At 71.4% G+C, this 26841-nt stretch carries 19 protein-coding genes; 9 read left to right on the forward strand and 10 right to left on the reverse strand.

What is annotated here, in order from left to right:
• Nucleotides 1–169: 169 nt before the first annotated feature.
• The 5 genes from SCAB_RS09160 to SCAB_RS09180 all read right to left on the reverse strand — a co-directional run bounded on the left by SCAB_RS09160 (nt 170) and on the right by SCAB_RS09180 (nt 6187).
• Nucleotides 170–1006 (reverse strand): alpha/beta fold hydrolase, encoded by an 837-nt coding sequence (locus SCAB_RS09160; RefSeq protein ID WP_012999782.1) that lies wholly within the window; start codon nt 1004–1006, stop codon nt 170–172.
• 220 nt (nt 1007–1226) lie between these two features.
• Nucleotides 1227–2783, reverse strand: a complete 1557-nt coding sequence (locus tag SCAB_RS09165; RefSeq protein WP_012999783.1) for a cellulose-binding domain-containing protein — start codon at nt 2781–2783, stop codon at nt 1227–1229.
• Nucleotides 2784–3095: 312 nt separating this feature from the next.
• Nucleotides 3096–4439, reverse strand: coding sequence for a radical SAM protein (locus SCAB_RS09170; RefSeq protein WP_012999784.1), 1344 nt, complete (start codon nt 4437–4439; stop codon nt 3096–3098).
• Between the two features lie 248 nt (nt 4440–4687).
• A complete protein-coding gene (locus tag SCAB_RS09175) occupies nt 4688–5059 on the reverse strand; it encodes a hypothetical protein (protein WP_012999785.1) in 372 nt (123 codons plus the stop codon).
• Between the two features lie 120 nt (nt 5060–5179).
• Nucleotides 5180–6187, reverse strand: coding sequence for a hydroxyacid dehydrogenase (locus tag SCAB_RS09180; RefSeq protein ID WP_012999786.1), 1008 nt, complete (start codon nt 6185–6187; stop codon nt 5180–5182).
• 155 nt (nt 6188–6342) lie between these two features.
• Here SCAB_RS09180 and SCAB_RS09185 point away from each other — a divergent pair, with 155 nt between their 5' ends.
• The 6 genes from SCAB_RS09185 to SCAB_RS09210 all read left to right on the forward strand — a co-directional run bounded on the left by SCAB_RS09185 (nt 6343) and on the right by SCAB_RS09210 (nt 15525).
• Complete coding sequence (locus SCAB_RS09185) at nt 6343–7590, forward strand: FAD-binding protein (protein ID WP_041670464.1); 1248 nt, start codon at nt 6343–6345, stop codon at nt 7588–7590.
• 320 nt (nt 7591–7910) lie between these two features.
• Complete coding sequence (locus SCAB_RS09190) at nt 7911–9200, forward strand: ROK family transcriptional regulator (RefSeq protein WP_012999788.1); 1290 nt, start codon at nt 7911–7913, stop codon at nt 9198–9200.
• Nucleotides 9201–9449: 249 nt separating this feature from the next.
• Nucleotides 9450–10715: an ABC transporter substrate-binding protein gene (locus SCAB_RS09195; RefSeq protein WP_037724178.1), complete on the forward strand. Its 1266-nt coding sequence runs from the start codon at nt 9450–9452 to the stop codon at nt 10713–10715.
• A 23-nt stretch (nt 10716–10738) separates the two neighbouring features.
• Nucleotides 10739–11704 carry a carbohydrate ABC transporter permease gene (locus tag SCAB_RS09200; protein ID WP_012999790.1) on the forward strand — a complete coding sequence of 322 codons (966 nt, stop codon included), beginning with the start codon at nt 10739–10741 and terminating at the stop codon, nt 11702–11704.
• A complete protein-coding gene (locus tag SCAB_RS09205; RefSeq protein WP_012999791.1) occupies nt 11701–12594 on the forward strand; it encodes a carbohydrate ABC transporter permease in 894 nt (297 codons plus the stop codon). The genes SCAB_RS09200 and SCAB_RS09205 overlap by 4 nt, the downstream gene beginning before the upstream one ends.
• A gap of 21 nt (nt 12595–12615) precedes the next feature.
• Complete coding sequence (locus SCAB_RS09210; protein WP_012999792.1) at nt 12616–15525, forward strand: glycoside hydrolase family 2 TIM barrel-domain containing protein; 2910 nt, start codon at nt 12616–12618, stop codon at nt 15523–15525.
• A gap of 95 nt (nt 15526–15620) precedes the next feature.
• Here the strand turns inward: SCAB_RS09210 and SCAB_RS09215 are convergent, their stop codons facing one another.
• Complete coding sequence (locus SCAB_RS09215; protein ID WP_063649836.1) at nt 15621–17642, reverse strand: DUF11 domain-containing protein; 2022 nt, start codon at nt 17640–17642, stop codon at nt 15621–15623.
• Between the two features lie 462 nt (nt 17643–18104).
• Between SCAB_RS09215 and SCAB_RS09220 the strand changes: the two genes are divergently transcribed.
• Both SCAB_RS09220 and SCAB_RS09225 read left to right on the forward strand, forming a co-directional pair.
• Complete coding sequence (locus tag SCAB_RS09220) at nt 18105–19424, forward strand: jacalin-like lectin (RefSeq protein ID WP_037724284.1); 1320 nt, start codon at nt 18105–18107, stop codon at nt 19422–19424.
• A 196-nt stretch (nt 19425–19620) separates the two neighbouring features.
• A complete protein-coding gene (locus SCAB_RS09225) occupies nt 19621–20217 on the forward strand; it encodes a TetR/AcrR family transcriptional regulator (RefSeq protein ID WP_012999795.1) in 597 nt (198 codons plus the stop codon).
• Between the two features lie 31 nt (nt 20218–20248).
• Here SCAB_RS09225 and SCAB_RS09230 read toward each other — a convergent pair whose 3' ends face one another.
• The 4 genes from SCAB_RS09230 to SCAB_RS09245 all read right to left on the reverse strand — a co-directional run bounded on the left by SCAB_RS09230 (nt 20249) and on the right by SCAB_RS09245 (nt 24958).
• Nucleotides 20249–20848 (reverse strand): dihydrofolate reductase family protein, encoded by a 600-nt coding sequence (locus SCAB_RS09230; protein ID WP_037724175.1) that lies wholly within the window; start codon nt 20846–20848, stop codon nt 20249–20251.
• Nucleotides 20845–21735: a metalloregulator ArsR/SmtB family transcription factor gene (locus tag SCAB_RS09235; RefSeq protein WP_012999797.1), complete on the reverse strand. Its 891-nt coding sequence runs from the start codon at nt 21733–21735 to the stop codon at nt 20845–20847. The genes SCAB_RS09230 and SCAB_RS09235 overlap by 4 nt, the downstream gene beginning before the upstream one ends.
• 106 nt (nt 21736–21841) lie before the next feature.
• Nucleotides 21842–23593, reverse strand: a complete 1752-nt coding sequence (locus SCAB_RS09240) for a DUF2264 domain-containing protein (protein WP_012999798.1) — start codon at nt 23591–23593, stop codon at nt 21842–21844.
• 318 nt (nt 23594–23911) lie between these two features.
• Nucleotides 23912–24958, reverse strand: a complete 1047-nt coding sequence (locus tag SCAB_RS09245) for a rhamnogalacturonan acetylesterase (RefSeq protein WP_037724174.1) — start codon at nt 24956–24958, stop codon at nt 23912–23914.
• A 188-nt stretch (nt 24959–25146) separates the two neighbouring features.
• Between SCAB_RS09245 and SCAB_RS09250 the strand changes: the two genes are divergently transcribed.
• Nucleotides 25147–26841: a rhamnogalacturonan lyase B N-terminal domain-containing protein gene (locus tag SCAB_RS09250; protein ID WP_012999800.1), complete on the forward strand. Its 1695-nt coding sequence runs from the start codon at nt 25147–25149 to the stop codon at nt 26839–26841.

Raw genomic sequence — 26841 nt, forward strand, 5'->3', positions numbered from 1 at the left:
TCCGTACGACTGACACACGTCCGACACCGGTGGCCTCGGGCCACCGTGTGAAGCCCCCTCAGGATAGGAACACCCGGCGGCGGACGCCAACTGTTTTCCTCGGGGCTTCGAACGGCCGCCGCGGGGCCGGCGCCGGGGTCTCCCCGGGCGCCGGCCCCGCGGCGGGACGTCACTTCTTCAGGAAGGCCAGGAGCGCGGTGTTGACCTCCTGCGCGTGCGTCCACAGCAGGCCGTGCGGGGCGCCCTCGATCTCGACGTAGTCGGCGGACGGGAGCGCCTTGTGGAACAGGCGCGCGGTGCCGTCCACGGGGAGGATGCGGTCGCCCGTGCCGTGCAGGATCAGGGCCGGCACGTCGATGGCCGGGATGTCCTGGCGGAAGTCGGTGTACCAGGTGGAGGGCGCGGCGGCGGCGGCGAAGAACCCGCCGCCCGCCGCGACGTCCCAGCTGTGACGGACCGCTTCCTCGCTGATCCTGGTGCCGAGGTTCTCGTCCAGGTTGTAGAAGTCCTTGTAGAAGTCGGTGTAGTAGGCGTAGCGGTCCGCCTTGACGGCCGCGACGACTCCGTCGAAGAACTCCTTCGGAGCGACCCCGTCCGGGTTGTCGTCGGACTTCAGCAGGCAGGGCTCCAGCGAGGCGAGGAACGCCACCTTGGCGACCCGCTCGGTGCCGTAGGCGGACACGTACCGGGCGACCTCGCCCGTGCCCATGGAGAAGCCGACGAGGACGGCGTCCCGCAGGTCGAGGGTCTCCATGACCGTGTTCAGGTCGGCCGCGAAGGTGTCGTAGTCGTAGCCGGTGGTCGGCTGGCTGGACTGTCCGAAACCACGGCGGTCGTACGTGATCACACGGTGTCCCGCCTCCAGCAGGACGGCGCTCTGCCGCTCCCAGGAGTGGCCGTCGAGGGGGAAGCCGTGGATGAGGACGACCGGCTGCCCCGTGCCGTGGTCCTCGTAGTAGAGGTCGATGGTGGTGGAGTTTTCCTGACCCACGGTGATGTACGGCAAGGGGATCGTTCCTTCGTTCGACGATGGCCGGCGTCCGGCCGGCGGCCCGCAGTGCGGGACTGCGACGACCCTAGGAAGAACGCACCCCTGTCACTCGTCCGCGAGTGCACCGGTTCTTGCCCCGTAGTGCAACGCCTCCGGAGGCGAGGAACGAGGAACGAGGCGAGGAACGAGGCGAGGAACGAAGGCCGGGCGGGCGGAGCCGCTCGCCCGGCCGTACTCACTTCCCGGTGGCGCAGGGACTGCCGTCGAGCGTGAACTTCACGGGAGCGGGGTTGTCGAAGCCCTGCCAGATGCCCAGGAAGCCGACGCCGAAGGTGCCGCCCGCCGCGACGGTCTTGTTGTAGTCGGCGGCGGTGACGCTGACCTGGGAGCCCTCCTGGTCGAAGGTGCCGTCCCACATCTGGGTGACGCGCTGGTCGCCCGCGTAGGTCCAGCCGAGGCGCCAGCCGTCGAGTGCCTTCTTGGAGGTGACGGTGAGGGTGGCCTGGAAGCCGCCGGGCCATTCGTTGACGAGCTCGTAGCGGACGTGGCAGGCGGCGGCGGGCGACTTGCCGGGGTCGACCGGCTTGTGGGAGACACGGGCCGGCGTCGAGGCGTCGCCCTGGGGCTGCTCGTTGCTGTTGCCGTCCTTGCCCTTGTCCGTGTCCGAGTTCTTGCCGTCGCCGTCGCCCGAGTCGTCCTTCGCACCGGAACCGGTCGCATCGGGCCGTGCCGTGCTCTGCGGTTCGGACCCGTCGCCGGACGGGGCCCCCGTCACCGGGAACCTGGGGTCCTGCTGGACCACCGGCGATCCGTCGGAGGGGCCGCCGGCGGTCGCGTCGTCCCCGCCGAAGGGGGTGAGGGAGACCGCGAGCGTCAGCACGGAGACGACGCCGGCGGCGACGAGCAGCCCGTTGCGGCTGAGGGTGAACCGGGACCTGGCCTCGCGGCCGGGCGAGAGTCCGCGGTCGGTGCCGGTGGCGTCGGCGCGTCCGGGAAGCATCCCCGCGTCGGCCGCGCGGCGGCGGCGCTCCAGGTAGGCGAGTCCGCTCCAGCCGATCACGCCGCCGGCGAGCGCGGCGGGCAGCCCGCCGCCGTGCAGGCCGAGACAGGCCGCGGCCTCCGCGCATCCCACGCAGGTGGCGAGGTGGCGCGACAGGTCGTCGGGCGTGTCGGTGCCGGGTGAGCGGGTGACCGCGTCGAGCAGCCGGGCGTAGACGCGGCAGTCGGGGTTCATGGGCGTGTCGAGCTGGCTGCGGTGACAGCGGTCCCTGAACAGCGCCCGCACCTGGTCGAGTTCGGACGCGGCGACCGCCGGGTCCAGGCCGAGGCGGCGGGCCACCGAGCCCAGCGGCAGCGACTCGACCTCGGCGAGCCACAGCAGCGCGGCGTCGGGTTCCTGCATGTCCCGCAGGGCGCGCAGGGCGAGGGGGCGGTACAGCGGCGGGCCGGTGTAGCGCGCGGCCTTGTCCGAGTTGAGCCAGAGGCGCAGGTCGGGGTCGAGCCGGTGGCCCTGGCCGCCCGCCTCCCAGGCCGCGGCAGTGGTCCTGACCCAGGTCAGGAGGAAGGGTATGCGCGGTAGCCGCAGGGCACGCCGTCCGGCGCCGCGCTCGGCTCCCGTGTCGAACTCCAGGGCCTGCGCCTCGTGCATGCCGTGCGTGAAGGCGTCGGTGGCCAGTTGGGTCGCCGCGGCCGACCCCGAGGTGCACAGGTCGGCGTACGACAGGACCGCGTCCCAGCACTCCGAGAACAGCGCGGCCTCGGCGGCGTCCTGGGGCTTCGGCAGGTCGGGCATGGGTCTCCTGCATCCACAGAGCGAGGGGGGAAGTTCGCAAAAGCGGTCAACTACCCTTTGCTTCAAGGGAGTTCGGGGGGACCACCTTGCGGGTGGCCCAGAGCTTTTCACGGTTTCCGCACAACTGACAAGCTGCGTCTTCAAAAGCCGTTACCAGCGGTCACGCTTGAGGAGTTGTACGTACGCCGACCCCGAACGACTCAACCGTCACAGGAGTTACCGAACGGAAACATCGCCGGCACTCTCCGTGTCGGCCCCTTTCCCCACTCCTGCTCCTGCTGCTGCCCCTGCCCCTGCCCCGGGGGCGGCTCCTCAGCCGTCCCCCTTCACCGCTCCCCCGGCCGTCTCCTCGACGGCCGGCAGGCTGTCCATGAAGGAGCTGACGGAGAAGACGGCGTTGCCGGGTCCGGGCGGACCGTATCCGGGCGGCGACGACAGCCCGAACTCGTCCATCGTGGCGCGGTACGCCTGCAGCAGCCGGATGTGGTACTCCAGCGGCGCGCCCTGCGGGTTGGCCTTGCCCAGCGGGGTCGTGGGCTCCGGGCACCAGGTGGTGAAGCGGGGCGTGATGCCGTGCGACATGAAGAAGCGCAGGCCCTCGGTGGTGGAGGCGATGGCCTCGTCGACCGTCTTGAACCCGAAGGGCTCGGCCATCTCCACGCCCGCCACGAAGTTGGGGATCACGTTCCGCGCGCCGAAGACACCCGCCGAGTCGAGGATCCGCCGGTGCCACTCGTCGCGGCCGACGTAGCGCTCCTTGCCGGGGCAGAACAGCTTGAAGAGGTACTCGTCCCACACCTCGTAGTTGGGGTGGTAGATCTTCACGCCGTAGTCGTGGAAGCGCTTGACGTCGTCCAGCGGCAGCGCCTGCGCCACGACCTTGCCGATCCAGCGGTCCGGGAACCGCTCCTCGATGGCCTTGGCGTAGTGGCCGTAGAAGTCGGCCTCGTCCCGGCCCGAGACCGTCTTGGTGATGGCCCCGCCGGTGAGCGTGTACGCGGTGGACGTCTTCGCCGTGTCGTACCGGTCGATGATCTCCAGGGCTTCGAGGACCTCGTCGACGTCCTTCACACCCGTGTAGGGGCGGCCCGCCGCCTTGTGCTGGCGCCAGTTGTGGTTGATGTCGCAGTACTGGCACTCCTCCTTCGCGCCGAAGTACTGGCAGACGCGGAAGACGGTGAGGTAGATCAGGTAGCCCCACTGGATGGTCGGGGCCACCTCCATCACGGACTTTCCGTTGGAGAGGGTGTGCTTGTAGTACTCCGGCATGGGCGGGACACCGACGTCGGCGACGCGCCTGCCGTCGAGGTACAGGCCGAGCAGGCCGTCCTCGTCGGACGCCACCCGGTAGGGCGAGGACGGGTTGACCCGTACGGAGACGACCGTGCGGCGCAGGTCGTACGGGCCGCCGGTGAGGATGATCTCCTCCGGCGGGCGGCGCAGCGCGGCTTCGCCCAGCTCGGGGAGGGTGCCGTGGTCGAAGGAGAAGATGAAGTACGACTTCGGCTTCACCTCGCCCTTCTCGTTGTCGCTCAGCGCGGAGGCGTCGAAGGCCACACCGCCCCTGAGCAGGTCCTCCTTGAAGACGGCTTCCCGTGGCACGTGCGGGAACCTCTCCATCAGGTCCTCCACCAGTGCGGTGCGGCTGCCATCCATCCCGTTGTCTCCTCGCTCACGACGACGGCGTCCGGGGATCGCCCGCACGCACCTCCCCACGGTATGCCTCCGGCGGTCGGGCGGCGGGGTGGGGGGTACGGGTGCGTCGCCACGTGCGGGAGGGAGGGGTTGCTCGCGCGGCCCCCGCACCCCTGGAGCCAGGGGCCGCGGCCCGGCTCACCGGCGGCCCGCAGGCCGTCACGGGTGCGGGGCCGCGCGAGCAGCGGGCCACGTGGGCCTCCCGCGGGTCAGCAGTCGCGCAGCGGGTCCGTCTCGCTGTAGATGGCGGTGTCCTTCATCCAGCCGAGCTTGCCGTTGTCGGCGACTGTCATGAGCCAGCGGGTCGGGTGCGGCCCGCCCACCCAGGCCTGGTTGTCCAGCTTGCAGTAGAACCAGCTCGGGTTGCTGTTCATGGTTCCGACGACCTGGTTCGGGTTGGGGTAGAGGTGGTTGTTGCCCACCGACCCGTACACCGAGGCGCCGGAGACGTTGTTGCACCACCACCTGATGCCGTCCTCGTGCCGCCAGCAGTTGGACGCGGCGGACGCGGACGGCGCCGCGAGGGTCGTGCCGAGCGCGGCCGCCACGCCGGCGGTGGCGAGCAGCCATCGAAACCTCATGTACGTGTTTCCCTTCGTGTCATGACGTGAGCCCTTCGGCCCGGTCCCGCACCGAAGCCTGCCGCCTCGGGGGCTCGTCCGCGCCCCCTTTCGACCAGGGTCGAAAACCGCTGGTGGACGTCACGCCGTCCGTTCCAGCACCGACCGGTCCAGCGCGTACGCCGGCGTCTCTCCGGCGGCGAGCCGTTCGGCCTCCTCCGTGACCGCGAGGCCGAGGCGGGCGACCTCGTTGCCCTGGGAGCCGGCCAGGTGGGGGGTGACGAAGGCGTTCGGCAGGTCGAGGAGGGGGGAGTCGGCGGGCAGTGGTTCGGGGTCGGTGACGTCGAGGATCGCGGAGAGCCGGCCGGTGCGCAGCTCGTCGACGAGCGCGTCGTGGTCGACGAGCGCGCCGCGCGCGGTGTTGATCAGGACGGCCCCGTCGGGCATCAGGGCGAGCGCGCGGCGGTCGAGGAGCCGGTGGGTCTCGGGGGTGTCCGGGGCGTGCACGGTCACGATGTCGGAGGTGCGCAGCAGCTCGTCGAGCGGCAGCAGCGGTACGCCGAGGGCGGCGGCCCCGGCCTCGTCGACGTAGGGGTCGGTGAGGCTCACCCGCAGGTCGAAGGGGCGCAGCAGCTCGATGACGCGGCGGCCGATGCGGGAGGCGCCGACGACACCGACGCGGCGGCCGTGGTTGCCGATGCCGGGGACGAACCCCCAGCCCGGCGAGACGCGCTCGGTCCGCAGGCGTTCACGGCGGTTGAGGATGTCCTTGCCGGCGAGCAGGATCATGGCGAGCGTGTACTCGGCGACGGGCAGGGCGTTGGCGTCGGCGGCCGTCGAGACGGTGATCCCGCGCTCCCAGACGTCCGGGGTGACGAACCCCTTCACCGAGCCCGCCGAGTGCAGGATCGCCCGCAGTCCGGGCGCCGCGTCCAGGACCGCGCGGTCGATCCGGGGGCAGCCCCAGCCGGTGACCAGGATCTCGGTCTCGGCCAGCGCCTTGCGGACCCGGGGGTCGGAGAAGTCCTCGGCGACGAGGGCGGGATCGATCTCGACGGTCTCGCGCAGCCGTGAGAGCACCTCCGGCGGGAAGACCTGCGGAACGTTCTCGGCCGTCATGGCGAACAGGGCGAGCGGACGCTCGGGCAAGGAAGGGCCTTCCGGACGGAGGAGGAGGTGGCGGCGGCAGCAACCGCTCTCTACCGTAGGCAGGCGCTCGGAGAGGGTCAATGAACGGGGACCGGCCCGGAGCGGAGAGGATGGCCCTCGACAGCTACGGCTCACGGAGCGCGGAGGACAGCCGCATGACGACGGAGACCCTGACCAACTGGGCCGGGAACATCACGTACACCGCGAAGGAGCTGCACCGGCCGCACTCCGCCGACGCGCTGCGGGCCCTGGTCGCGGGCAGCGAGCGCGTGCGGGTGCTGGGCAGCGGGCACTCGTTCAACGAGATCGCGGAGCCCGGCCCCGGGGGTGTCCTGCTCTCCCTGACCGGGCTGCCGACGACCATCGACGTGGACACGGCGGCCCGCACGGTACGGGTCGGCGGCGGTGTCCGGTACGCGGAGCTGGCCCGCGCGGTGCACGCCCGCGGTCTCGCCCTGCACAACATGGCCTCCCTCCCGCACATCTCCGTGGCGGGCTCGGTGGCCACCGGCACCCACGGCTCGGGCGACGGCAACGGACCGCTCGCGGCGGCGGTGCGCGAGGTCGAGCTGGTCACGGCGGACGGGTCGGCGCTGACGCTCACGCGCGGCGACGACCGCTTCGGCGCGGCGGTCACCTCGCTCGGGGCCCTCGGCGTGGTCACCGCGCTCACCCTCGACCTGGAACCCGCCTTCGGGATGACCCAGCACGTCTTCGGTGAACTCCCCCTGGACGGGCTGGACTTCGCCGCCGTCACGGCCTCGGCGTACAGCGTGAGCCTCTTCACCCGCTGGCAGCACTCCGGCTTCGACCAGGTGTGGGTCAAGCGGCGCCAGGACCGGCCCGTGACGGAGTTCCCGTGGGCCGAGCCCGCGGCCGAGGCGATGCATCCGGTGCCGGGCATGCCGGCGGTGAACTGCACCGAGCAGTTCGGGGTGCCCGGCCCCTGGCACGAGCGGCTGCCGCACTTCCGGGCGGAGTTCACGCCGAGCAGCGGGGAGGAGCTGCAGTCGGAGTACCTGATGCCGCGCCCGTTCGCCCTGGACGCCCTGCGCGCGCTCGACTCGATCCGGCACGCGGTGGCACCGGTGCTGCAGGTCTGCGAGGTCCGGACGATGGCCGCCGACGAGCAGTGGATCAGCCCCGCCGAGGGCCGGGACACGGTCGCGCTGCACTTCACGTGGATCGCGGACGCGGCGCCCGTCCTGCCGGTGGTGCGGCGGGTGGAGGAGGTGCTCGCGCCGTTCGACGCCCGGCCGCACTGGGGCAAGGTGTTCACCGTGCCGGCTGCCGAACTGGGGCCGCTGTACCCCCGGCTGGGTGATTTCCGGCGGGTGGCCGACGGACTGGACCCGGCGGGCAAGTTCCGCAACGCCTTCGTGCGGGAGGTTCTCGGCGCCTGAGGCGCGCGGTGCGCGCGGCGGGGGCGGGGGCGGGCGGTGCAGGCGGGCGGGCACGTGCGGGGGGGCGAGCCCGCGCGCGGCGTATCGGGAGTCGCGCGTACCGGGCGGCTCGGGCGGGCGCCGCCGTGTTCCGCCGCGATCCGCCGTGATCCGTCGTGATCCGTCGTGCGCCGTCGGTCTCCGGCCACGGGCGGGCGGTTCACCGGGCGACTTCGTAAACCCCCTTTCCTAACCCCTTGTAGAAAGCCCCTTCCGCGCCATAGCCTTCGACCGCGCCGGGGCAGCAGGCCTCGTCATGGCCTGGAGGGATCGAGGGGATCATGTCGTCGGTGAAGCGCACCTCACGCGACATTCGCACCGCGAACCGGTACGAGGTGCTGCGCCAGATCATCGCCAAGTCTCCCACCTCCCGGCAGGAGCTGGCGGCGGCCACCGGGCTGAGCCTGGCCACGGTCGCCACGCTCGTGGGCGAGCTGCTGGACCTCCGCATGATCACCGAGGTCGGGTTCGAGGACTCGGCCGGGGGCCGCCCCCGGGGACTGGTGGCCGTCAACGCGTCGGGGGGCGCGTTGATCGGCGTCGACATCGCGGAGACGTACGTCCATGTCGAGCTGTTCGACCTGGCGCTGAACGTCCTGGCCCGGGCCGAGGAGAACGTCCGTCCCGGCGAGAACCTGCCCGAGCAGATGGTCGGGCACGTGGCCGCCGCCGTCGGCTCGGTGGTCGCCCAGGCCGGCATCGAGGGCGCCCGGGTGCTGGGCGTCGGGGTGAGCGTGCCGGGTCAGGTGGACCGCGCCACCGGCATCTCGGAGTACGCGCCGAACTGGGACTGGCACGACGTGCCGCTGCTCGACCTGCTGACCGAGCACATCGCCTACCCGCTGTACCTGGACAACCCGCTGCGCGCGGTCGCGGTGGCCGAGCTGTGGTTCGGGGCCGCGCGGGGACACGGTGACGCCGTGATCGTCAACCTCGGGACCGGCGTGGGAGCGGGGCTCGTCCTGGGCGGCGGGCTGCACCGGGGCGTGAGCAACAGCGCCGGGGAGTGGGGCCACACCACGATCGTGCTGGACGGCCGCCTGTGCCACTGCGGCAACCACGGCTGCGTGGAGACGTACGTGGGCGCCCCCGGGATCATGCTGAACCTCCGGGAGCTGAGTCCGCGCAGCACCCTGCTGCACCCCGAGGACCAGACGGCCACCATCGCCGCGCTCGCGCGCGGGGTGGCCCGGCAGGACCCGGTGGCGGTCAAGGTGGTGCGGGACACCGCCCGCTACCTGGGCGCGGGCATCGCCGACCTGGTCAACCTGTTCAATCCCGAGGTGGTCGTGCTCAGCAGCTGGGTCGCGGCCGCCCTGGGCGAGCCCCTGGTCGCGGAGGTGCGCGAGGCCGTCGCCCGGCATGCGCTGCCGCGCCCGATGGCCGCCACCGACATCGTGCTCTCGCTGATCCCGACCGACCCGGCGTGCCTGGGCGCGGCGACGTTCGCGCTCGAGGGCGCGCTCCAGTCGGTCGGCCAGAAACCGGGCCGGCGCGCCGCCCCGGTCAAACCCGCGGTACGGCACCGGGGGCGCTCCGAAGAGCGCCAACGGCTCCATCCGCACCCCTGAGCCGGGGGCCGCCGGACCCTGACCCGGCGGCCCTCCTTTCCACGTCAAATCGGCCGCACCGCACGGACGTTCGGAACACCGAACCGAATACAACGCTTCGAACAGACTTCGTCCAACCCCTTGCCGAAGCCTTAGCCGAAGGTTAACGTCCCGCACCGCAAGCCTCTTTGAGCCACTGCGTCAACAGGCACTGAGCCGCAGAGCCTTCAGGCACAGCGCCACAGCCGTACTCGAGACAAGGACGTCAGCATGTCGGCAATGAGCAACAGCAACTTCGACCGCCGCTCCGTACTGCGGGCCGCCATGGGCCTGGCCGCCGCCGGCGGTCTGGCCGCATGCGGCAGCAACACGGGTCGGAGCAACGGCGGGGGGTCGGGCGCCGGTCTCACGCAGTACTTCCACGCGTACGGCGAGGCGGGCACCGAGCAGGCGATCAAGAAGTACGCCAAGGCCTACAAGGGCGGCAACGTCACCACGCAGTGGATCACCGGCTCCAACTTCGAGAGCAAGCTCTTCGCCTCGCTGCTCACGGACAAGGCGCCCGACTGCTTCGAGTTCCACCCGCAGCTGCAGATGATCGAGAGCGGCCAGGTCGCGGACCTGAGCGATCTGATCAACCCGGTCAAGGACGACTTCAACCCGGCCGACATCGCCTCGCACACGGTGGACGGGAAGATATACGGCATCCGGATGATCGACGACCCGCAGTTCTTCTTCTACCGCAAGTCGCTGTTCGAGAAGGCCGGTGTCGAGGTTCCGCAGACGCTGGAGGAGCTGGCCGAAGCCGCCGCCAAGCTGACCACCAGCAAGGTCAAGGGCGCCTACCTCGGCAACACCCTGCACTCGATGGTCAACCCGCTGATCTGGTCGGCCGGCGCGCAGCACCTCGACGACAAGAACCAGATCGCCTACCACACGGACGCGGTCGTCGACGGCTTCAAGCAGCTGCGCAAGCTGTTCACCAGCGGTGACCTGCTGCTCGACGCCCCGACCGACTTCTGGGACCCGTCGGCGCTCAACCAGGGCCTGACCGCCATGCAGTGGTGCGGCATGTGGGCGATGCCGCAGATGCAGGAGGCTCTCGGCGACGACCTCGGCATCTTCCCGTTCCCGAAGGTCGGCGACGCGGGCAAGCTCTCCGTCTACAACGGCGGCTGGTCGATGTTCGTCAACGCCAAGGGCAAGAACGTCGACGAGACCAAGGAATACGTGAAGTGGCTGTGGATCGACCAGAAGGAGTACCAGGAGGACTGGGCGCTCTCGTACGGTTTCCACATCCCGCCGCGCACCTCCATCGCACAGTCGGCCGAGAAGCTGAAGTCGGGCCTGCCCGCTGAGGGCGTCAAGCTGTTCTCCGACTACGGTCACTTCGACAACATCGGCTGGACCCAGGCGAGCATCACCGCCCTGGAGGACGTCCTCGCGAACTCCGTGCGCAAGGGCGGCGACCCGGACAAGGAGCTCACCAAGGCCGACGCCAAGGTCAACAAAGAGCTCAAGAAGCTCTTCGGATAGGTCGGCGGACAGGTACTCACGACATGTCGACCATCACCAAGGACGGCGTCTCCAGCCCCGCCCCGGTCAAGGCCGCTCCGGCCCGGCCGCGGCGGGGGCTGCGGGGCTCCCCCACGTTCAACTTCTGGCTCTTCACCGGGCCGTTCCTGATCGGCCTGGGGATCTTCGTCTACCTGCCGATCCTGTGGAGCCTCTACCTGTCGTTCTTCGAGGCCCGCTTCACGGTCACCCCGAGCACGTTCGTCGGCGTCGACAACTACGTGACGATGCTGACCGACGAGGACTTCATAGGCTCCCTCGTCACCTTCACCGTCTTCGCCGTCTTCATCGTGCCGGTCACCTGGGCGACCTCGCTGGGGCTGGCGCTCATGGTGAACCGGCTGCGGTTCATGCGGGCGTTCTTCAGGTCGGTGTTCTTCCTGCCCACGGCGGTCAGCTACGTCGCCGCCTCGCTGGTGTGGAAGATGTCCATCTTCAACGGTGTCCGCTTCGGTCTCGCCAACACCTTCCTGGGCCTGTTCGGCATCGACAACACCGCCTGGCTGGCCAGCCCCGACCCGCCGTGGTACTGGCTGGTCATCCTGAGCGTCCGGCTCTGGCTGCAGGCCGGCTTCTACATGATCCTCTTCATCGCGGCCCTGCAGAACATCCCGCAGGAGCTGTACGAGGCCGCCTCGATCGACGGCGCGAAGCCCGGCTGGCAGACCTTCTGGCACATCACCCTGCCGCAGCTGCGCGCGACCTCCACGGCCGTCATCCTGCTGCTGCTCGTGGCGGCCTACCAGGCGTTCGACGAGTTCTTCAACCTGCTGTCGAAGACCACCTGGGGCAGGCCGCCCCTGGTCGAGCTGTACTACAAGGCGCTCGGTGACAGCCAGGACTACGGCGCGGGCAGCGCGGGCGCGCTGATCCTCACCGTACTGATCTGCCTGGTCACCCTGCTCCAGGGCAAGTTCATGGGATTCGGAAGGGGTGAGGAGTCCAAGTGACCACCACCACGACACCTCCGGCGGACCGGGTGGACGTGTCGGCCAAGCCGCGTCGCGTACGCACCGGCAGTGTGATCGGCTCGACCGGGCTGTACGTCGCCACCGGCTTCGCCGCGCTCCTCTTCCTGATCCCGTTCTATCTGATCGTGCGCAACGCGCTGATGACGGACCCGGAGATCACGGGCGAGGAATGGAAGTGGTTCCCCACCGACATCCAGTGGGGCAACATCAGCGAACCGTTCGACGACCCGTCGGTCGACTTCGCGCGCTCCCTGTGGAACTCGGCCGTCGTCGGCGTCCTGCACACCGTCGGCACCCTGCTGGTCTGCTCGCTCGCCGGCTACGGCCTGGCCCGCATCCCGTACAAGCACGCCAACAAGATCTTCTACGCCGTCCTCGGCACCCTGATGGTCCCGACCGCCGTGACCTTCGTGCCCAGCTTCGTGCTGGTGTCGTCCCTCGGCTGGATCGACACCTACCGGGGCCTCATCATCCCGGGCCTCTTCAGTGGTTTCACCTGCTTCCTGTTCCGGCAGTACTTCCTGGGGTTCCCCAAGGAGCTGGAGGAGGCGGCACGGGTGGACGGGCTCGGCTACATGGGCGCGTACTGGCGGGTCGTCGTACCCAACTCGCTGAACTTCTTCGCCGCGATGGCGACGATCACGTTCATCAGCGGGTGGAACTCCTTCCTGTGGCCCCTGGTCATCGGCCAGGACCCGAGCGCATGGACCGTCCAGGTCGCGCTCTCGAACTACATGACCGGCCAGACGGTGAATTTCCACCTGATCTTCATGGCCACGGCCATATCCATCCTGCCCCTGGTGTTCGTCTTCCTCTTCCTCCAGCGCTGGCTGGTGCAGGGCATCGCGCAGACTGGGATCAAGGGCTAGGAAGAACCAGCAAGGAGAGCGATGTCAGTCCGCACCACCGGCACCACCGAGGCCGGGACCGCCACCGGCACATCCGTCGACTACGTCGAGGACGTCTCACCGGGCAGCGGGGCCCTGCCGCCCCGCGCCTGGTACGCGTCCTCCGACGCCCCGTCGCTGTCGCTCGACGGGAGCTGGCGCTTCCGGCTCTCCCCCACCGCCGACGCCGAGGACGACTCGTTCGCGGCGCCGGGGTTCGACGCCGGGGGGTGGGCCGAGGTTGCGGTGCCGGGCCACTGGGTGCTGCAGGGGGACGGCGCCTTCGGGGCGCCGATCTACACCAACCACCTGTACCCCTTCCCGGTGGACCCGCCGAGGGTGCCGTCGGAGAACCCGACCGGCGACCACCTGCGGTTCTTCGACCTGCCCGAGGGGTGGCCCGCTCTCGACGAGGGCGGGGCGGTGCTGCGGTTCGACGGTGTGGAGTCGTGCGCCCGGGTGTGGCTGAACGGCACGGACATCGGTGAGTTCAAGGGGTCCCGGCTCGCGCACGAGTTCGCGGTCGGGCACCTGCTGAAGCCGGCGGGCAACGTCCTCGCCGTCCGGGTCCACCAGTGGTCGGCGGGCTCCTACCTGGAGGACCAGGACCAGTGGTGGCTGCCCGGCATCTTCCGGGACGTCACGCTGCTGCACCGCCCGGCGGGCAGCGCCCTCGACTTCTTCGTGCACGCCTCCTACGACCATGTGGGCGGTACCGGGACCCTGCGGGTCGACTCCGACGTCGACGGCCGGGTCCTCGTGCCCGCCCTCGACATCGATGTCGCGACCGGAGAGCCGGTGACGGTCCCGGTCGAGCCGTGGACCGCCGAGAGCCCGAGGCTGTACGACGGTGAGCTGGTGCTGGCGGGCGAGCGCGTCCCGCTGCGGATCGGCTTCCGCACGGTCGCGCTGGAGGACGGTCTGCTCAAGGTCAACGGGAAGGCGATCCTGTTCAAGGGCGTCAACCGGCACGAGTGGCACCCCGTCAAGGGCCGCACGCTCGACCTGGAGACCATGCGCGAGGACGTGCTGCTGATGAAGCGGCACAACATCAACGCCGTGCGCACCTCGCACTACCCGCCGCACCCCGCCTTCCTCGACCTGTGCGACGAGTACGGCCTGTGGGTGATCGACGAGTGCGACCTGGAGACCCACGGCTTCACCGAGCAGAACTGGCGGGACAACCCCGTCGACGACGACCGCTGGACCCCGGCCCTCCTGGACCGCGCGGCCCGGATGGTCGAGCGCGACAAGAACCATCCCTCGGTGGTCATGTGGTCCCTGGGCAACGAGGCGGGCACCGGCCGCGGCCTCACCGCCATGGCCGAGTGGATCCACGGCCGGGACGGTTCACGTCTCGTGCACTACGAGGGCGACTGGGACTGCCGGGACACCGACGTCTACTCCCGGATGTACGCCGACCACGCCGAGACCGAACTCATCGGCAAGCGCCTGGACGGCGGCCCCCTCAGGCGCCGGCAGCTTCCCTTCATCCAGTGCGAGTACGGCCACGCCATGGGCAACGGTCCCGGCGGCATCGCCGACTACCAGCGCATCTTCGAGGCCCACGAGCGCATCCAGGGCGGCTTCATCTGGGAGTGGATCGACCACGGGATCACCCACCCCGAGCTGGGTTACGCCTACGGCGGCGACTTCGGCGAGGAGCTGCACGACGGCAACTTCGTCTGCGACGGCCTGATCTTCCCGGACCGGACGCCGTCCCCCGGCCTGCTGGAGTTCAAGAAGGTCATCGAGCCGGTCCGCATCGACGGCGACGGCACCACCGGGACCGTCCGGGTGCGCAACGCCTACGACTTCGCGGACCTGTCCGGGCTGGCCTTCGAGTGGTCGTACCAGGTCGACGGGAAGACCATGGAGGCCGGCGCGCTCGCCGTGCCCGCCCTGAAGCCCGGCGAGTCGGCCGAGGTCAAGCTGCCGCAGCCGCCGGCCGGCGGACCGGCGGGCGAGGCGCTGTGGACCGTACGGGCGCTGCTGGCGGAGGACACGGCGTGGGGCCGGAAGGACCATCAGGTCGCCTGGGCCCAGCTGCCGGCCGGGGAGCGGCCGTCGCCGTCCGTCGCGCCGACCGACCGGCCCACGGCGAGCGAGAAGCTCATCCACCTGGGCCCGGCGTCCTTCGACGTCCGTACGGGCGCGCTGAGGACCATCGGTTCGGTCGACGTGACCGGGCTGCGGCTGGACGTGTGGCGGGCGCCGACGGACAACGACGACGGCGCCTCCTGGCGGGACGGCACGCGCTCCAGCGAGCAGTGGCGCACGCTCGGCCTGCACCGGATGCGGCACCGCCTGGACGCGGTGGAGCTGAGTGAGGACGCGCTGACGGTACGGACGCGGGTGGCGCCCGCCGCCCGGGAGGCCGGCCTGCGCACGACCTACCGGTGGACCTCCGACGGCACCCGGCTGAAGCTGACCGTGTCCGTGGTCCCGGAGGGCCAGTGGACCGTCCCGCTGCCCCGGCTCGGCATCCGCTTCGGTCTGCCGTCCGCCGACGCCGTGACGTGGTACGGCGGCGGCCCCGGCGAGGGCTACGCCGACACGAAATCGGCGTCCATGGTGGACCGCCATCACTCCACGGTCGACGAGCTGCAGACCCCCTACCTCCGCCCGCAGGAGAACGGGGCCCGTCCCGACGTCCGCTGGGCGGAGCTGGGCGGCCTGCGGATCGAGGGCGACCCGGAGTTCGGGTTCACGGCCCGCCGCTGGACCACCGAACAGCTGGACGCCGCCACGCACCTGACCGACCTGAGGGCCGGCGACACGGTGTGGGTCAACCTGGACCACGGCCAGACGGGCATCGGCTCCCAGTCCTGCGGTCCGGGCGCGCTGCCGCAGTACCAGCTGCTCGCCGGGCCGGCGGAGTTCTCGTTCGTGTTCTCGACGACGGAGTCGTAGGGCGGCGGACACACGAGGAGCGGCCGACCGGCCCGCGGGCCGGTCGGCCGCTCCTCGTCCGTGTCACGACGGGCGTGGGCCCGTGACCCTGCCCGTCACGGGCAGCTCACGCGCGTGTCCCCGGGGTCCGTGGTGCAGGTGTCCGTTCCGGTGCCGCCGTTGGCGGTGTCGTTGGCGGAGACGCCGTCGACCGTGGTGAGGCGGTCGTTGCCCGCGTTGCCGATCAGGTTGTCGTTGCCGGGACCGCCGTTCAGTGTGTCGTTGCCTCCGGCGCCGTCGACGCGGTCGTTGCCGAAGTCGCCGTAGGCGGTGTCCGTGCCGAGTCCTGCGTCGATGGTGTCGGCGCCGCCGAGGCCGCAGATGACGTCGTTGCCGCTGGTACCGGTCAGGGTGTCGTCGCCGCTGGTGCCGATGCGGGTGCAGCCCCGGGCGTTGTTCACGGTGGTGGTGGCCGTGGCGGTGTTGTCGCCCGGGTCGGGGTCGCTCTGGGCGCCGCTCACGGTGGCGCGGCCGGTGAGCGTCCCGGTGGCCCGGGGTTCGACGACGACCGTCACCGTGGTGCTCGCGCCGGCGGCGAGGGTGCCGAGGGCGCAGGTCGCGCCGGTGGCCGAGGTGGTGCAGGTGCCCTGGCCCGGGGTGGCCGAGACGACGGTGGCGGCGGGGCCGGTCACGGTGTCGGTGAGGCCGACGCCGGTGGCCGCGGTGGTGGTGGAGGTGTTGGTGACGGTCACGGTGTGGGTGGCGCGGTCGCCGATGCTCACCGTGCCGGTGCCGGTCCTGGTGACCGCCAGGTCGACGCCGGTGGGCGGCGGGGCGCCCTCACCGCCGAGGTAGCGGGCCAGGGCGCGCACGCCGTCGGCGTTGCTGCCGAAGGCGACGGTCCGCCCGTCGGCCTGGAGGGCGAGGCCGTACGCGCTGTCGCCGGTGCCGAAGTCGGTGGTGGTGCGCCCGCCGGTGCCGAAGCCGGTGTCAAGGGTGCCGTTCGCGTGGAAGCGGGCCAGCGCGAAGTCGCCGCCCGCGGTGCCGCCGGCCACGATCCGGTCGTCGGGCTGGACCACGAGGTCGTTCACGCCGGCGCCCGTACCGAAGTCGGTGTTCGCCACGCCCGCGGTACCGAAGCCGCTGTCGAGGCTCCCGTCGGGCTGGTAGCGCACGAGCGTGAAGCGGCCGCCGCTCCATCCCGAGGCGACGATCTTCCCGGTCGACTGCACGACGACGGCCTCGCCCCAGTTGTAGCCGCCGAGGTCCGTGGTGACCTTGCCGTCGCCGCCGCCGAAGGTGGTGTCGAGGCTGCCGTCGGCGGTGAAGCGGGCCAGGGCGAAGTCGAAGGCCGTCCGGCCGACGTCACCGATCATGACGATCCTGCCGTCGGACTGGAGGGTCAGGTCGCGGGCGGTGGCGCCGACGTCCGGCGCGTCGGAGAGCGCGGTGGTGACCACGCCGTCCCCGCCGCCGAAGGCGGTGTCCAGGGTGCCGTCCGGCAGGTACTGGACGAGCCCGAACAGGCCCCCGGCCCGGGCGCCGGCGACGATTCTGCCGTCGGGCCGCACCGCGACCCCGGCCGCGTCCTCGGCGCCGCCGGCGAGCCCGGGGCTGACCCAGCCGTCCCCGCCGCCGAAGGTGGTGTCGAGGCTGCCGTCGGCGGTGTAGCGGGCCACCGTGAACCAGCAGCAGCCGGCGAACTCGTCGTCGGTCTCCTGGTGGCGGCCGACCACGACGATCTTGCCGTCGGGCTGTACGGCGACTCCCTGGGCCACGTCGTCGCCGCCCTCGAAGTCGGTCAGCACCTCACCGCCGGCGCCGCCGCCCGTACCGCCGAAGGAGGTGTCGGCGCTGCCGTCGGGGTGGTGCCGGAGCACGGCGAACTCCGCGTCCTGGTCGACCGGGTCCTGTTCGAAGCCGACCGAGACGATCTTGCCGTCGGCCTGGATCGCCACGTCCCGGCCGTCGGCGGAGGAAGGGGTCGGGATGCTGACTTTTCCGCCGGTGCCGAACGTGGTGTCCAGGTCACCGGGTGCGGCGAAGGCGCCGTGGGGCACGGCGACGACACACGCGAGCGCGGTGGCCAGGACGGCCACGGCGCGCAGGGGTCCCCGTAGGGAAGCAAGGATGGACATGCCGTCAGCGTCCGGACGCTCCCTCGGCTCCCGGGAGCGGCTGGCCAGCGGATCGGCTCACTGGGCCGCAGAGTTCCACCTGCCGGGTGAACGGTCCGCCGGGCGGGCCCCGCCCCCTGGCGGGACACCCCGGCCCGACCGCGCGTACGCGAACGTGCCCGGAGACCTGCCCACGGACCTGCCCACGGACCTGCCCGGGGATCTGCCCGGGGATCTGCCGGGGGGGGGATCTGTCCGTGGACCTGCCCGGGGCCCTGGACGGTCCGTGAACCCGCCCGGGGCCCGGGACGCACGGACCGCCTCAGGACGTGACGACGTAAAGACATCTGAACTTCTCGTCCCTCACTGTTTCCCCAACTGACCTTGCGCGTCACACTGATTGGCGTCGAATCTGAGCACCGCTCAACTTCCCCACGCCTCCCCCGGAGAGCCCCCATGACTTCTGCGAACCCGCCGCGCCCTCTGCGAAGACTGTTCGGCGCCTTCGCCGCCGGCGCGCTGGCCGTCACCGGTCTCGCCACCACCGGCGCGACCCCCGCCGCGGCGGCCACCAGCGGCACGTTCAACGTGCTGACGTACAACGTCGCCGGCCTCCCCGAGGGGCTGAGCTCCGGCAAGCCCGCGACGAACACGCCGCTGATCTCGCCGCGCCTCGGCGCGTACGACATCGTCAACGTGCAGGAGGACTTCAACTACCACGCGGCCCTGTACGCGGGCGACAACCACCCCTACCGCACCGCGACCAGCGGCGGGGTGCCGTTCGGTGACGGCCTCAACACCCTCTCCGACTACGCGTTCGACGACTTCGAGCGCGTCAAGTGGAACACCTGCACCGGCACCAACTGCCTGACCCCGAAGGGCTTCTCCCTCGCCCGGGTGCGGCTCGACGACGGTGTCTACGTCGACCTCTACAACGTGCACACCAACGCCGACGACGACGCGGCGGCCCTGGCCGCGCGCCGCGCCAACATCACCCAGCTCTCGGACTTCATCAAGGCGAACTCGGCGGGCAACGCGGTGATCGTCATGGGTGACACCAACACCCGCTACACGCGCACCGGCGACAACATCCGCAGCATCGTCGGTGACAACGGCCTGACGGACCCCTGGGTGCAGCTGGTCAAGGGCGGGGTCGCCCCCGCGCTCGGCGCCGAACCGCTGGTCTGCCCGAAGACGGCCCCGGCCAACGACTGCGAGGTCGTCGACAAGGTCCTCTACCGGGACAGCAACGTCGTCGACCTGACCGCGAACCGCTACAACAACGAGTGGGCGAAGTTCCTCGACTCCGCGGGCGGCAACCTCTCCGACCACTTCCCGCACACGGTCGACTTCTCCTGGAAGCTCAACCCGCGCCTGCGCGCCAGCGACTTCGCCGGCGGCCCGCACGGCACGGCGTTCAGCGACGCGGACGACCTGCCCTCGACGGTCTCGCCCCGCACCCTGACCCTGCGCGGCGCCTCGCGCCTCGACGGGGTCTCGCTCACGCACGACGGGGGCACGACGCTGACCCACGGCGGCACGGGCGGCACGGCGGCCTCCCTCACCCTGGCCTCCGGGGAGCACCTGACCTCGGTGAAGCTGACGCAGGGCCAGAAGGACGGCCACACGCGGATCTTCTCCGCCGCCTTCGGCACGGACAAGGGCCGTACCCTCGCCTCCGGCACGGCCACCTCGGACGCCACGACCTTCACCGCTCCCGCCGGCTGGCAGATCGTCGGCTTCACGGGCCGCTCGGGCAATGAGATCGACAAGCTGGGCGTGCTGTACGCGCCGATCGGCTGAGCACCACCCGGCGCGGCGACGGTCCCCCGGTCCCACCCCCGAACAGTACGGGGCGGGGCCGGCCGGATCCCCGCCGCGCCGGGGCCGCCGTCGCCGGAGCCGGGCAGGGCGCGGGCGGGTGGGCGGCCTCAACCACATGGGGGTGCGCGGCCTTAACCTAGAGACCCTAGGTTCTCGTCCCGTACAGAGGTGGCCCATGCCCCGAGCCGGTCTCACGCCCGACCGCATCACCGCGGCCGCCGCCGATCTCGCCGACGAGGTCGGCTTCGAGAACGTCTCCCTGTCCGCCCTGGCCCGCCACTTCGGGGTCAAGGACGCGAGCCTGTACTCGCACGTGCGCAATCTCCAGGACCTGCGCGGCCGGATGGCCCTGCTGGCAGGCGGCGAGATGATCGACCTGATCGCGGCGGCCGTCGCCGGCCGGGCCGGCAAGGACGCGCTGGCAGCCTTCGCCGGGGCCTACCGGGAGTACGCCCTGCGCCACCCCGGCCGGTACGCGGCCACGCAGCTCCCCCTCGACCAGGCCACCGTCACCGACTCCCCCGCCCTGCGCCGCACCGCCGAGATCACCTACGGCATGCTCCGCGCGTACGGCCTCGACGAACCCGATCTCACGGACGCCGTACGGCTGCTGCGCAGCACCTTCCACGGTTTCTGCGCCCTGGAGGCCGGCGGCGGCTTCGGTGCGCCCCGCGACGTACGGAAGTCGTGGGACCGGTCCGTCGAGGCACTGCACCTGGCGCTCACGCACTGGCCCCGCGAGGACCCCGAGGGGGCCCGGACCGGGGTGTGACCCGGACGGACGGGAAACCCGCCCGGCCGGCTCAGCGGACCCGGTCGTAGACCATGGCGAGCTCGCCCAGCTCGCCGGTCTCCTGGTGGGAGAGCTTCCACTTCGTGGAGGGCAGGCCGTCGTCGAACAGTCGCTGCCCGTCTCCGGCGATCTCGGGGAAGATCATGAGGTACAGCCGGTCGACCAGATCTGCCGCGAGGAGCGGCTTGATGACACTCGGGGAGCTGTTGACGAGGATGTCGCCCTCGCCGACGGCCTTGAGTTCGGCGACGACATCGGCGGCGGGGGCGTTCACCACACGGGCGTGGTCCCAGGGTGCTTCGGTCAAGGTGGTGGAGAGGACCACCTTCTCCGTGTCCACCAGCCACTTCGCGTATCCGCGGTCGCGCGGATCGGCGTTCTCGTCCTCGGCGACACTCGGCCAGTAGCCCAGGAACCCCTCGGCGTTGATCCGGCCGAGCAGCACCGTCGTCGCGCCCTCCCAGATGCGGGTGAGCTGGCCCCGCGCGACCTCGGAGGTCACATACGGCACGAACATGCCGAAGTCGCCGGGCCCTCCGGGGCCGTGGTAACGCCCGTCGAGGGAGAGGCAGAGGTTCGCGGTCACACGGCGTCCGGTCGAGGCAGTCATGGCGTGCTCCTTGTGTCGGTGCGGTCGGTGCGGTCGGTGGTGTCGGTGCGGTCGGTGGTGTCGGTGTCGTGCGGGTCCGCGGCGAGGGTCGCCGCGAGCTGGTCGAGGCTCTGACCGAAGCCGATCTCGATGCCTGCGACGAAGTCGGCGGAGTCCACTGCGCTGTCGGCGATCCGCCAGTGGACGTCGAGGTCCGTGCCGGTCGCGGTGGGCCGCAGGTCGAGGGCGACGTGGGCGGTGAAGGCGAGGCCGCCGTCCGGAAGCAGGGGGGAGAGCCGGTAGGCGAGGCGCTCTCCCGGGCGGACCTCGTCGACGACTCCCTCCGCGCGCCCGGCGACCGGGGCGGTTGCGGCGGCGTCCTCGGCCTCGCGGTACTCCTGGACGATCCGCCCGCCCTCTCGCGCCTCGAAGACGAGCTCGCTCACGCGGAGGTCGTGAGGCGTCCACCATCGGGCGAGGAGGGAGGGCTCGGTCAGGTGGCGCCACACCAGCTCGGGACGCCCCGTCAGCGACCGGCGGAAGGCGAACGAACGGCCGTCGGCCCACCCCGCCTCCTCCGCGGCGAGCCGCTCCGCGTGGAGGCCGGCCCCGTACCGGTCGTACGTCTCGCGCGGGCCCCCGGCCCGCTCCGCGGAGTCGGCGAGCCGGCCGAGCGCGGCCGCCAGCTCCCGCAGGGGACCGGGCTGCAGTGCGTAGATGCGGCGCTGCCCGGTGCGCTGGGAAGTGACGAGGCCGGCGCGCTCAAGTGTCTGCAGGTGCTTGGTCGTCTGCGGCTGACGGGCCTCGGCCAGCTCGGCGAGGACGCCGACCGGACGGGGCCGCTCGGCGAGCAGGCTCACGAGCCGCAGACGTGCCGGGTCGGCCAGTGCGGAGAGGAGTGCGTCCATGGCAACGAGTATTCACCCTCACGCATATTCGTGTCAAGGAATATGTTGTTGCCCGTCGGAGCGAGGACCACCGGCCGCTACGCCACCCCGTCCTGCTCGACCGCCCTCAACCGGGCATCACCGACCACGAAGACGCTGAGGATCGCCCGTCCGAAGCGGTGAAGACGAACCGGGCCCGCTCACCGTCGGCCCAGTCCACGGAGACCTCGTACGCGCCCCGCACCTCCACGGAGGCCAGCTCCGCCAGGGGTTGCGGGGCGGGGTCGCCGGTGAGGCGCGCGAGGGCGACGAAGAGGGTCGCGTCCGCGTCGGCCGTCTCCCCGGTGAGGCCCTGCCCGGTGGCGGCGTCCGACAGGCCGTGCACGGGATGCACCGCGCTCTCCACACCTTCCGCGGGCCCCCAGCCCGTCACCCGCACCGGGGTGCCGGGCGCCGCACCCGTCACCAGATGGGCCCGGACCTCGACGGCCCCCCGGGCCACCACCAGGCTGGTGACCCGGACACCGTCCTCGCCGACCGTGTGCCGGGAGGCAGCCCAGCCCTCCCCCACCCCCAGCGGTTCGATGTCCGTGCGGCTCGCGTCGCCGCCGACGATCACGCTGTTGTCGTACGACTCGGCGGGCTCCGCCAGGGGTACGGGCTCGGTCACCGTCGAGTAGGCGAGCCGGGTGTAGAAGGGGTCGTAGCGGACGTCCTCGCTGCCGTGGTTGTGCAGGCGGACCAGACCGTCCGAACGCGTGCTCTGGAGAAGCCAGTTGGGCGGGCCGACGGGACGCAGCTCGTCCTCCAGCTCCACCGGGCCCGGCTCCTCCGTCGCCGTCCACACCTCGTGGTCGGCGGGCAGCAGCAGGCCGAGGAAGCCCTTGCCGGCCCAGTACGGGGAGGCGGGCCCCGAATAGCCCTGCAGAACGGCGAGGTTCGGGCCGTGCCAGCCCAGCGACAGCAGGCCGTGCTCGTCGACCGCGCCCCGGTCGAGGAAGTACTTCAGCGCGCCCGACGCCAGCCGCCGCGTCCGGCCCGGCGACAGCGGCGTACGGCCGGTGAGGGCGCCCAGCCACAGCGGGACGGTCGTCGCGAAGCGGTAGGTGAGGGAGCGGCCCTGGTGCAGGGGGGCGCCGTCGCCGCCGAACAGCCGGGCGTAGTCGCCGAGATGGGCCGAGAGGCGGTCGCCGTAGCGTGCGAGGAGACGGTCGTCGTCGGCGAGCCAGGCGTGCAGGACCGGGTACAGGTGCATGGCCCAGCCGTTGTAGTAGTCGAACTTGCGGCCGTCGCCGTCGGTGTACCAGCCGTCGCCGAGGTACCACTGCTCGATGCGGTCGAGGCGCTGGTCGATGACCCGGCGGGCCAACTCCGGTTCGTGGCCGATCTCCTCCAGGAAGCCGCCGACCGTCACCGGGAACAACTCCCAGTTGCAGGGCCAGGGTTCGGCGGTGAGCGCGTCGCCGAGCCAGGCCGCCGCGCGCTGGCGGACGTCGTCGTCGAGCCGGTCCCAGAGCAGGTCCCGGGTCACGCGCAGCGCGAAGGCGATCGACGCGGCCTCGACGAGGGGCTGCGTACGGTCCTCGATGCGCGGCCAGACTCCCGCGACTCCGGCCGCGAGGCCGTCCGCGTACCGCGCGAGCGCCTTCTCGTCGCGGCGGAAGGCGGCGAGCAGCAGGGTACGGGCGTATCCCTCCAGCCCGTCGGAGAGGCGGCCCGTCCAGCTGGTCCGGTCGCCGGGCAGCTGGTAGAGCGCCCCGTCGGCAGTGGCGTACGGCTCCACGGCGGCCAGCAGCGCGTCGGCGGCCGCCTCCCAGTGGGCGCGGGTGTAGCCGGTGTACGGGCTGAGTGTGCGGTCTGCCTGCGGCGGGGTGGGCATGGGGTGCGCTCTTTCTCTGGGGGGCGGGGGCGGTTTCGGGGTGGTGGGGGGCGTGGTCGGGTGCGGGTGGGTGGGGGCTGATCGCGCAGTTCCCCGCGCCCCTGAAAGCCCAGGCCCTTCGGGCCTGAAAGCCAACGGCCCTTCGGGCCTGAAAAGCACGGGGCGCAGCCCCTGCTTTTCAGGGGCGTGGGGAACTGCGCGAGAAGCCCCGCCGGACCCGCACCCGGCCACGCACCTCGCCCACTCCGGCCCTCCCCCACGCAGACCTCACGTACAGACCTGGGGCGCCCCGGTTCCGGTCGGGACGCCCCAGGGGTCTTATCCCACCCTGGTCTTCCCCTCGGGCACCAGCCCCTGGGCGACGAGTTCGTCCCGGACGAGGCCGGCGTACGCGGTCGCGCCGCGCACCGAGGTGTGGGTGTTGTCCCGTTTCTCGTTGTAGAGGTACAGCGCCTTCGACCCCTCGGTGCCCAGCGACTCCACCAGCGCCTTCGTCTTCGCGGTGAGGTCGATCAGGGGCACCCCCCGGTCGGCGGCGACCGCGCGGGTCACCGCGGGGTGGTCGACGCCGAGGCCGTTGACCAGCAGGGCGGTTCCGTTGTTGAGGGTGCCGTCGGCGTTGAACCAGCGGCGCACGATCGGGGTGACCAGCACGGGCTTCCCGCCCTTCTCGCGGACGCCCGCGACCAGGGTTTCGAGGTTGGCCCGGTAGGTGGCCGCGTCGGTCTGCTTGTCGTTGTGGGCCAGCTGGATCAGGACCAGGTCGTTGCGGCGGATCCGCGGCTGGACGGTGGCCCACAGCCGGGAGTCGGCGAGGTAGGAGACCGTGCTCTCGCCGGAGTCGGCGTGGTTGGCGACCGACAGGCCCTTGCCGAAGTACTGCGGGAGCTGCTGCCCCCAGCCGGAGTAGGGGTCGCCGGGCTGGTCGCAGACCGTGGAGTCACCGACGAGGAGGATCTGGCGGGCCCGCTCGGCGCGGGTCACCCGGATGTCGGCGAGGGCGGGCGCCGAGCCGCCCACGAAGAGGTCCAGGCCGGGAGTGCCGTCGGGGCCGGTGGGCTCGCCCTCGGGAGTACGGACGTCGACGGTGAAGCTGAGGCGGACGTGCTCACCGGCGTCGGTGGCCGTCTCCGCCAGGAGCGTGCGGCGCGTCTCGCCGGTGACGGCCGTGCTCGCCGCCGCGTCCCCGCCGAGGCGGACCCTCACCTCGTAGGTCCCGGCGGGGACGTCGAAGTGGCAGGCGTTCCCTGCGCAGTTCTCCGGGCCCAGCACGAGCCGGTCCGCCCGCGCCTCGGCCGGTACCGCCGTGAGGACGGCGCCCAGGGTCGTCGCCACCGTCAGCGCGGCAAGGGTGAAACGTCTCATTGCGGCTCCTCCGAGAGGTGACATGGCCCGGCGGCTGGACGGTACATCGTTCGACAAGCGCTTTCTAGAGGTGGCGCGTCATTCACATGATTGCCAACTTCCTTCCCGCGAAAGCCCTTTCGCGAAAACGATTCAACTGTCACCCTTCCGAATCACCGCACTCCCCCCACGGCACCCGAGGAGCCCCCATGGCCGAATCCCCCACCCCGTCCGAGGCCGCGTCCGGGCCCGGCCGCCGCGCCTTCGTCGTCGGCGCCGCCGCGACCGCCGCCGGGGCCGCGCTCACCGGTCCCCTGGCCGGCACCGCCCGCGCCGCGGCCTTCGGCTACACCGACGACGGCACGCACTACGTGATCGACACCGGCGCGAACCTCGTGTTCAAGGTCCGCAAGAGCAACGGCGACCTCGCCTCGCTCGCCTACCGGGGCACGGAGTACCAGGGCTACGGCGGCATGAACTCGCACATCGAGTCCGGCCTCGGCGCCTCCACCGTCACCATTAGGCAGTCCGGCTCGACGATCCTCGTCTCCGTCGCCCACGGCACGCTTCGGCACTACTACGCGGCCCGCAGCGGCGAGAACAACATCTACCTGTGGACCAACAAGGCCGACGCCTCGGTCTCGGCGACCCGCTACATCGTGCGTGTGAAGGCGGGCCTCTTCCTCAACGACGAGCCCGACGCGTACACCTACGCGCCCACCACCATCGAGGCGTCGGACGTCTTCGCCAAGTCCGACGGCCAGACCCGTTCCAAGCACTACTCCAGACTGCGGGTGACGGACTACGACTACATCGGCTGGAGGACCGGCTCGGTCGGCCTGTGGATGGTCCGCAGCAACCACGAGAAGGCCTCCGGCGGCCCCTTCTACCGCTCCCTGCTGCGCCACCAGAGCGCGGACGGCGGCGGGCTCTACGAGATCCTGTACTACGGCCAGAACCAGACCGAGGACCAGCGGTTCGGCCTCCAGGGGCCCTACGTCATCGCCTTCACGGACGGCGGGGCGCCCTCCTCGTCGCTGTTCCCGGGCACGCTGACCACCCCGTGGGCGGACTCGCTCGGCCTGTCCGGATACGTCCCCGCGAGCGGCCGGGGCCGGGTCACGGGCGTCGGCATCACCGGCCGGAACACGGCGTACGCGTACACGGTCGGGCTCGCCAACGCGGCGGCCCAGTACTGGGGTCCGGCCCGGGCGTCGGACGGCTGGTTCTCCGTGACGGGGGTGTTGCCGGGGACGTACACGCTGACGGTCTTCAAGGGCGAACTGGCGGTGTACACCACCTCGGTGACGGTCACCGCGGGCGGGACGACGGCACTGAACTCGATCGCGATCCCGTCCTCGAACGACCCGTCCAACGCGGGCGCGATCTGGCGGATCAACGACTGGAACGGCACCCCGGGCGGCTTCAAGAACGCCGAGCTGATGACGTACGCGCATCCGTCGGACGTCCGGGCCGCCGCCTGGACCGGCAATGTGGTCGTCGGCAGCGGTACCGAGACCTCGGGCTTCCCCTGCTACCTCTGGAAGGACGTGAACAGTGGTCTCCTCGTGTACTTCAGGCTGACCGCCGCGCAGGCCGCCGCCGCCCACACCCTGCGCATCGGGGTGACGACGGCCTACGCCAACGGCCGGCCGCAGGTCGTCGTCAACGACCGGTGGACCTCGGCGATCCCCTCTCCGCCCACCCAGCCGAACACCCGGTCACTGACGAACGGGTCCTACCGGGGCAACAACCACACGTTCACCTACAGCGTGCCCGCGTCGGCCTGGCTGACCGACACGAGTCAGTACAACGTGCTGCGGATCAACGTGGTGAGCGGATCGGGGTCGACGTCCTATCTCAGCGCGGGGACGTCGGTCGACGCGATCGACCTCCTGAGCTGA

The organism is Streptomyces scabiei 87.22 (assembly GCF_000091305.1).
In the GTDB taxonomy this organism is placed as follows: Bacteria; Actinomycetota; Actinomycetes; order Streptomycetales; family Streptomycetaceae; genus Streptomyces; species Streptomyces scabiei.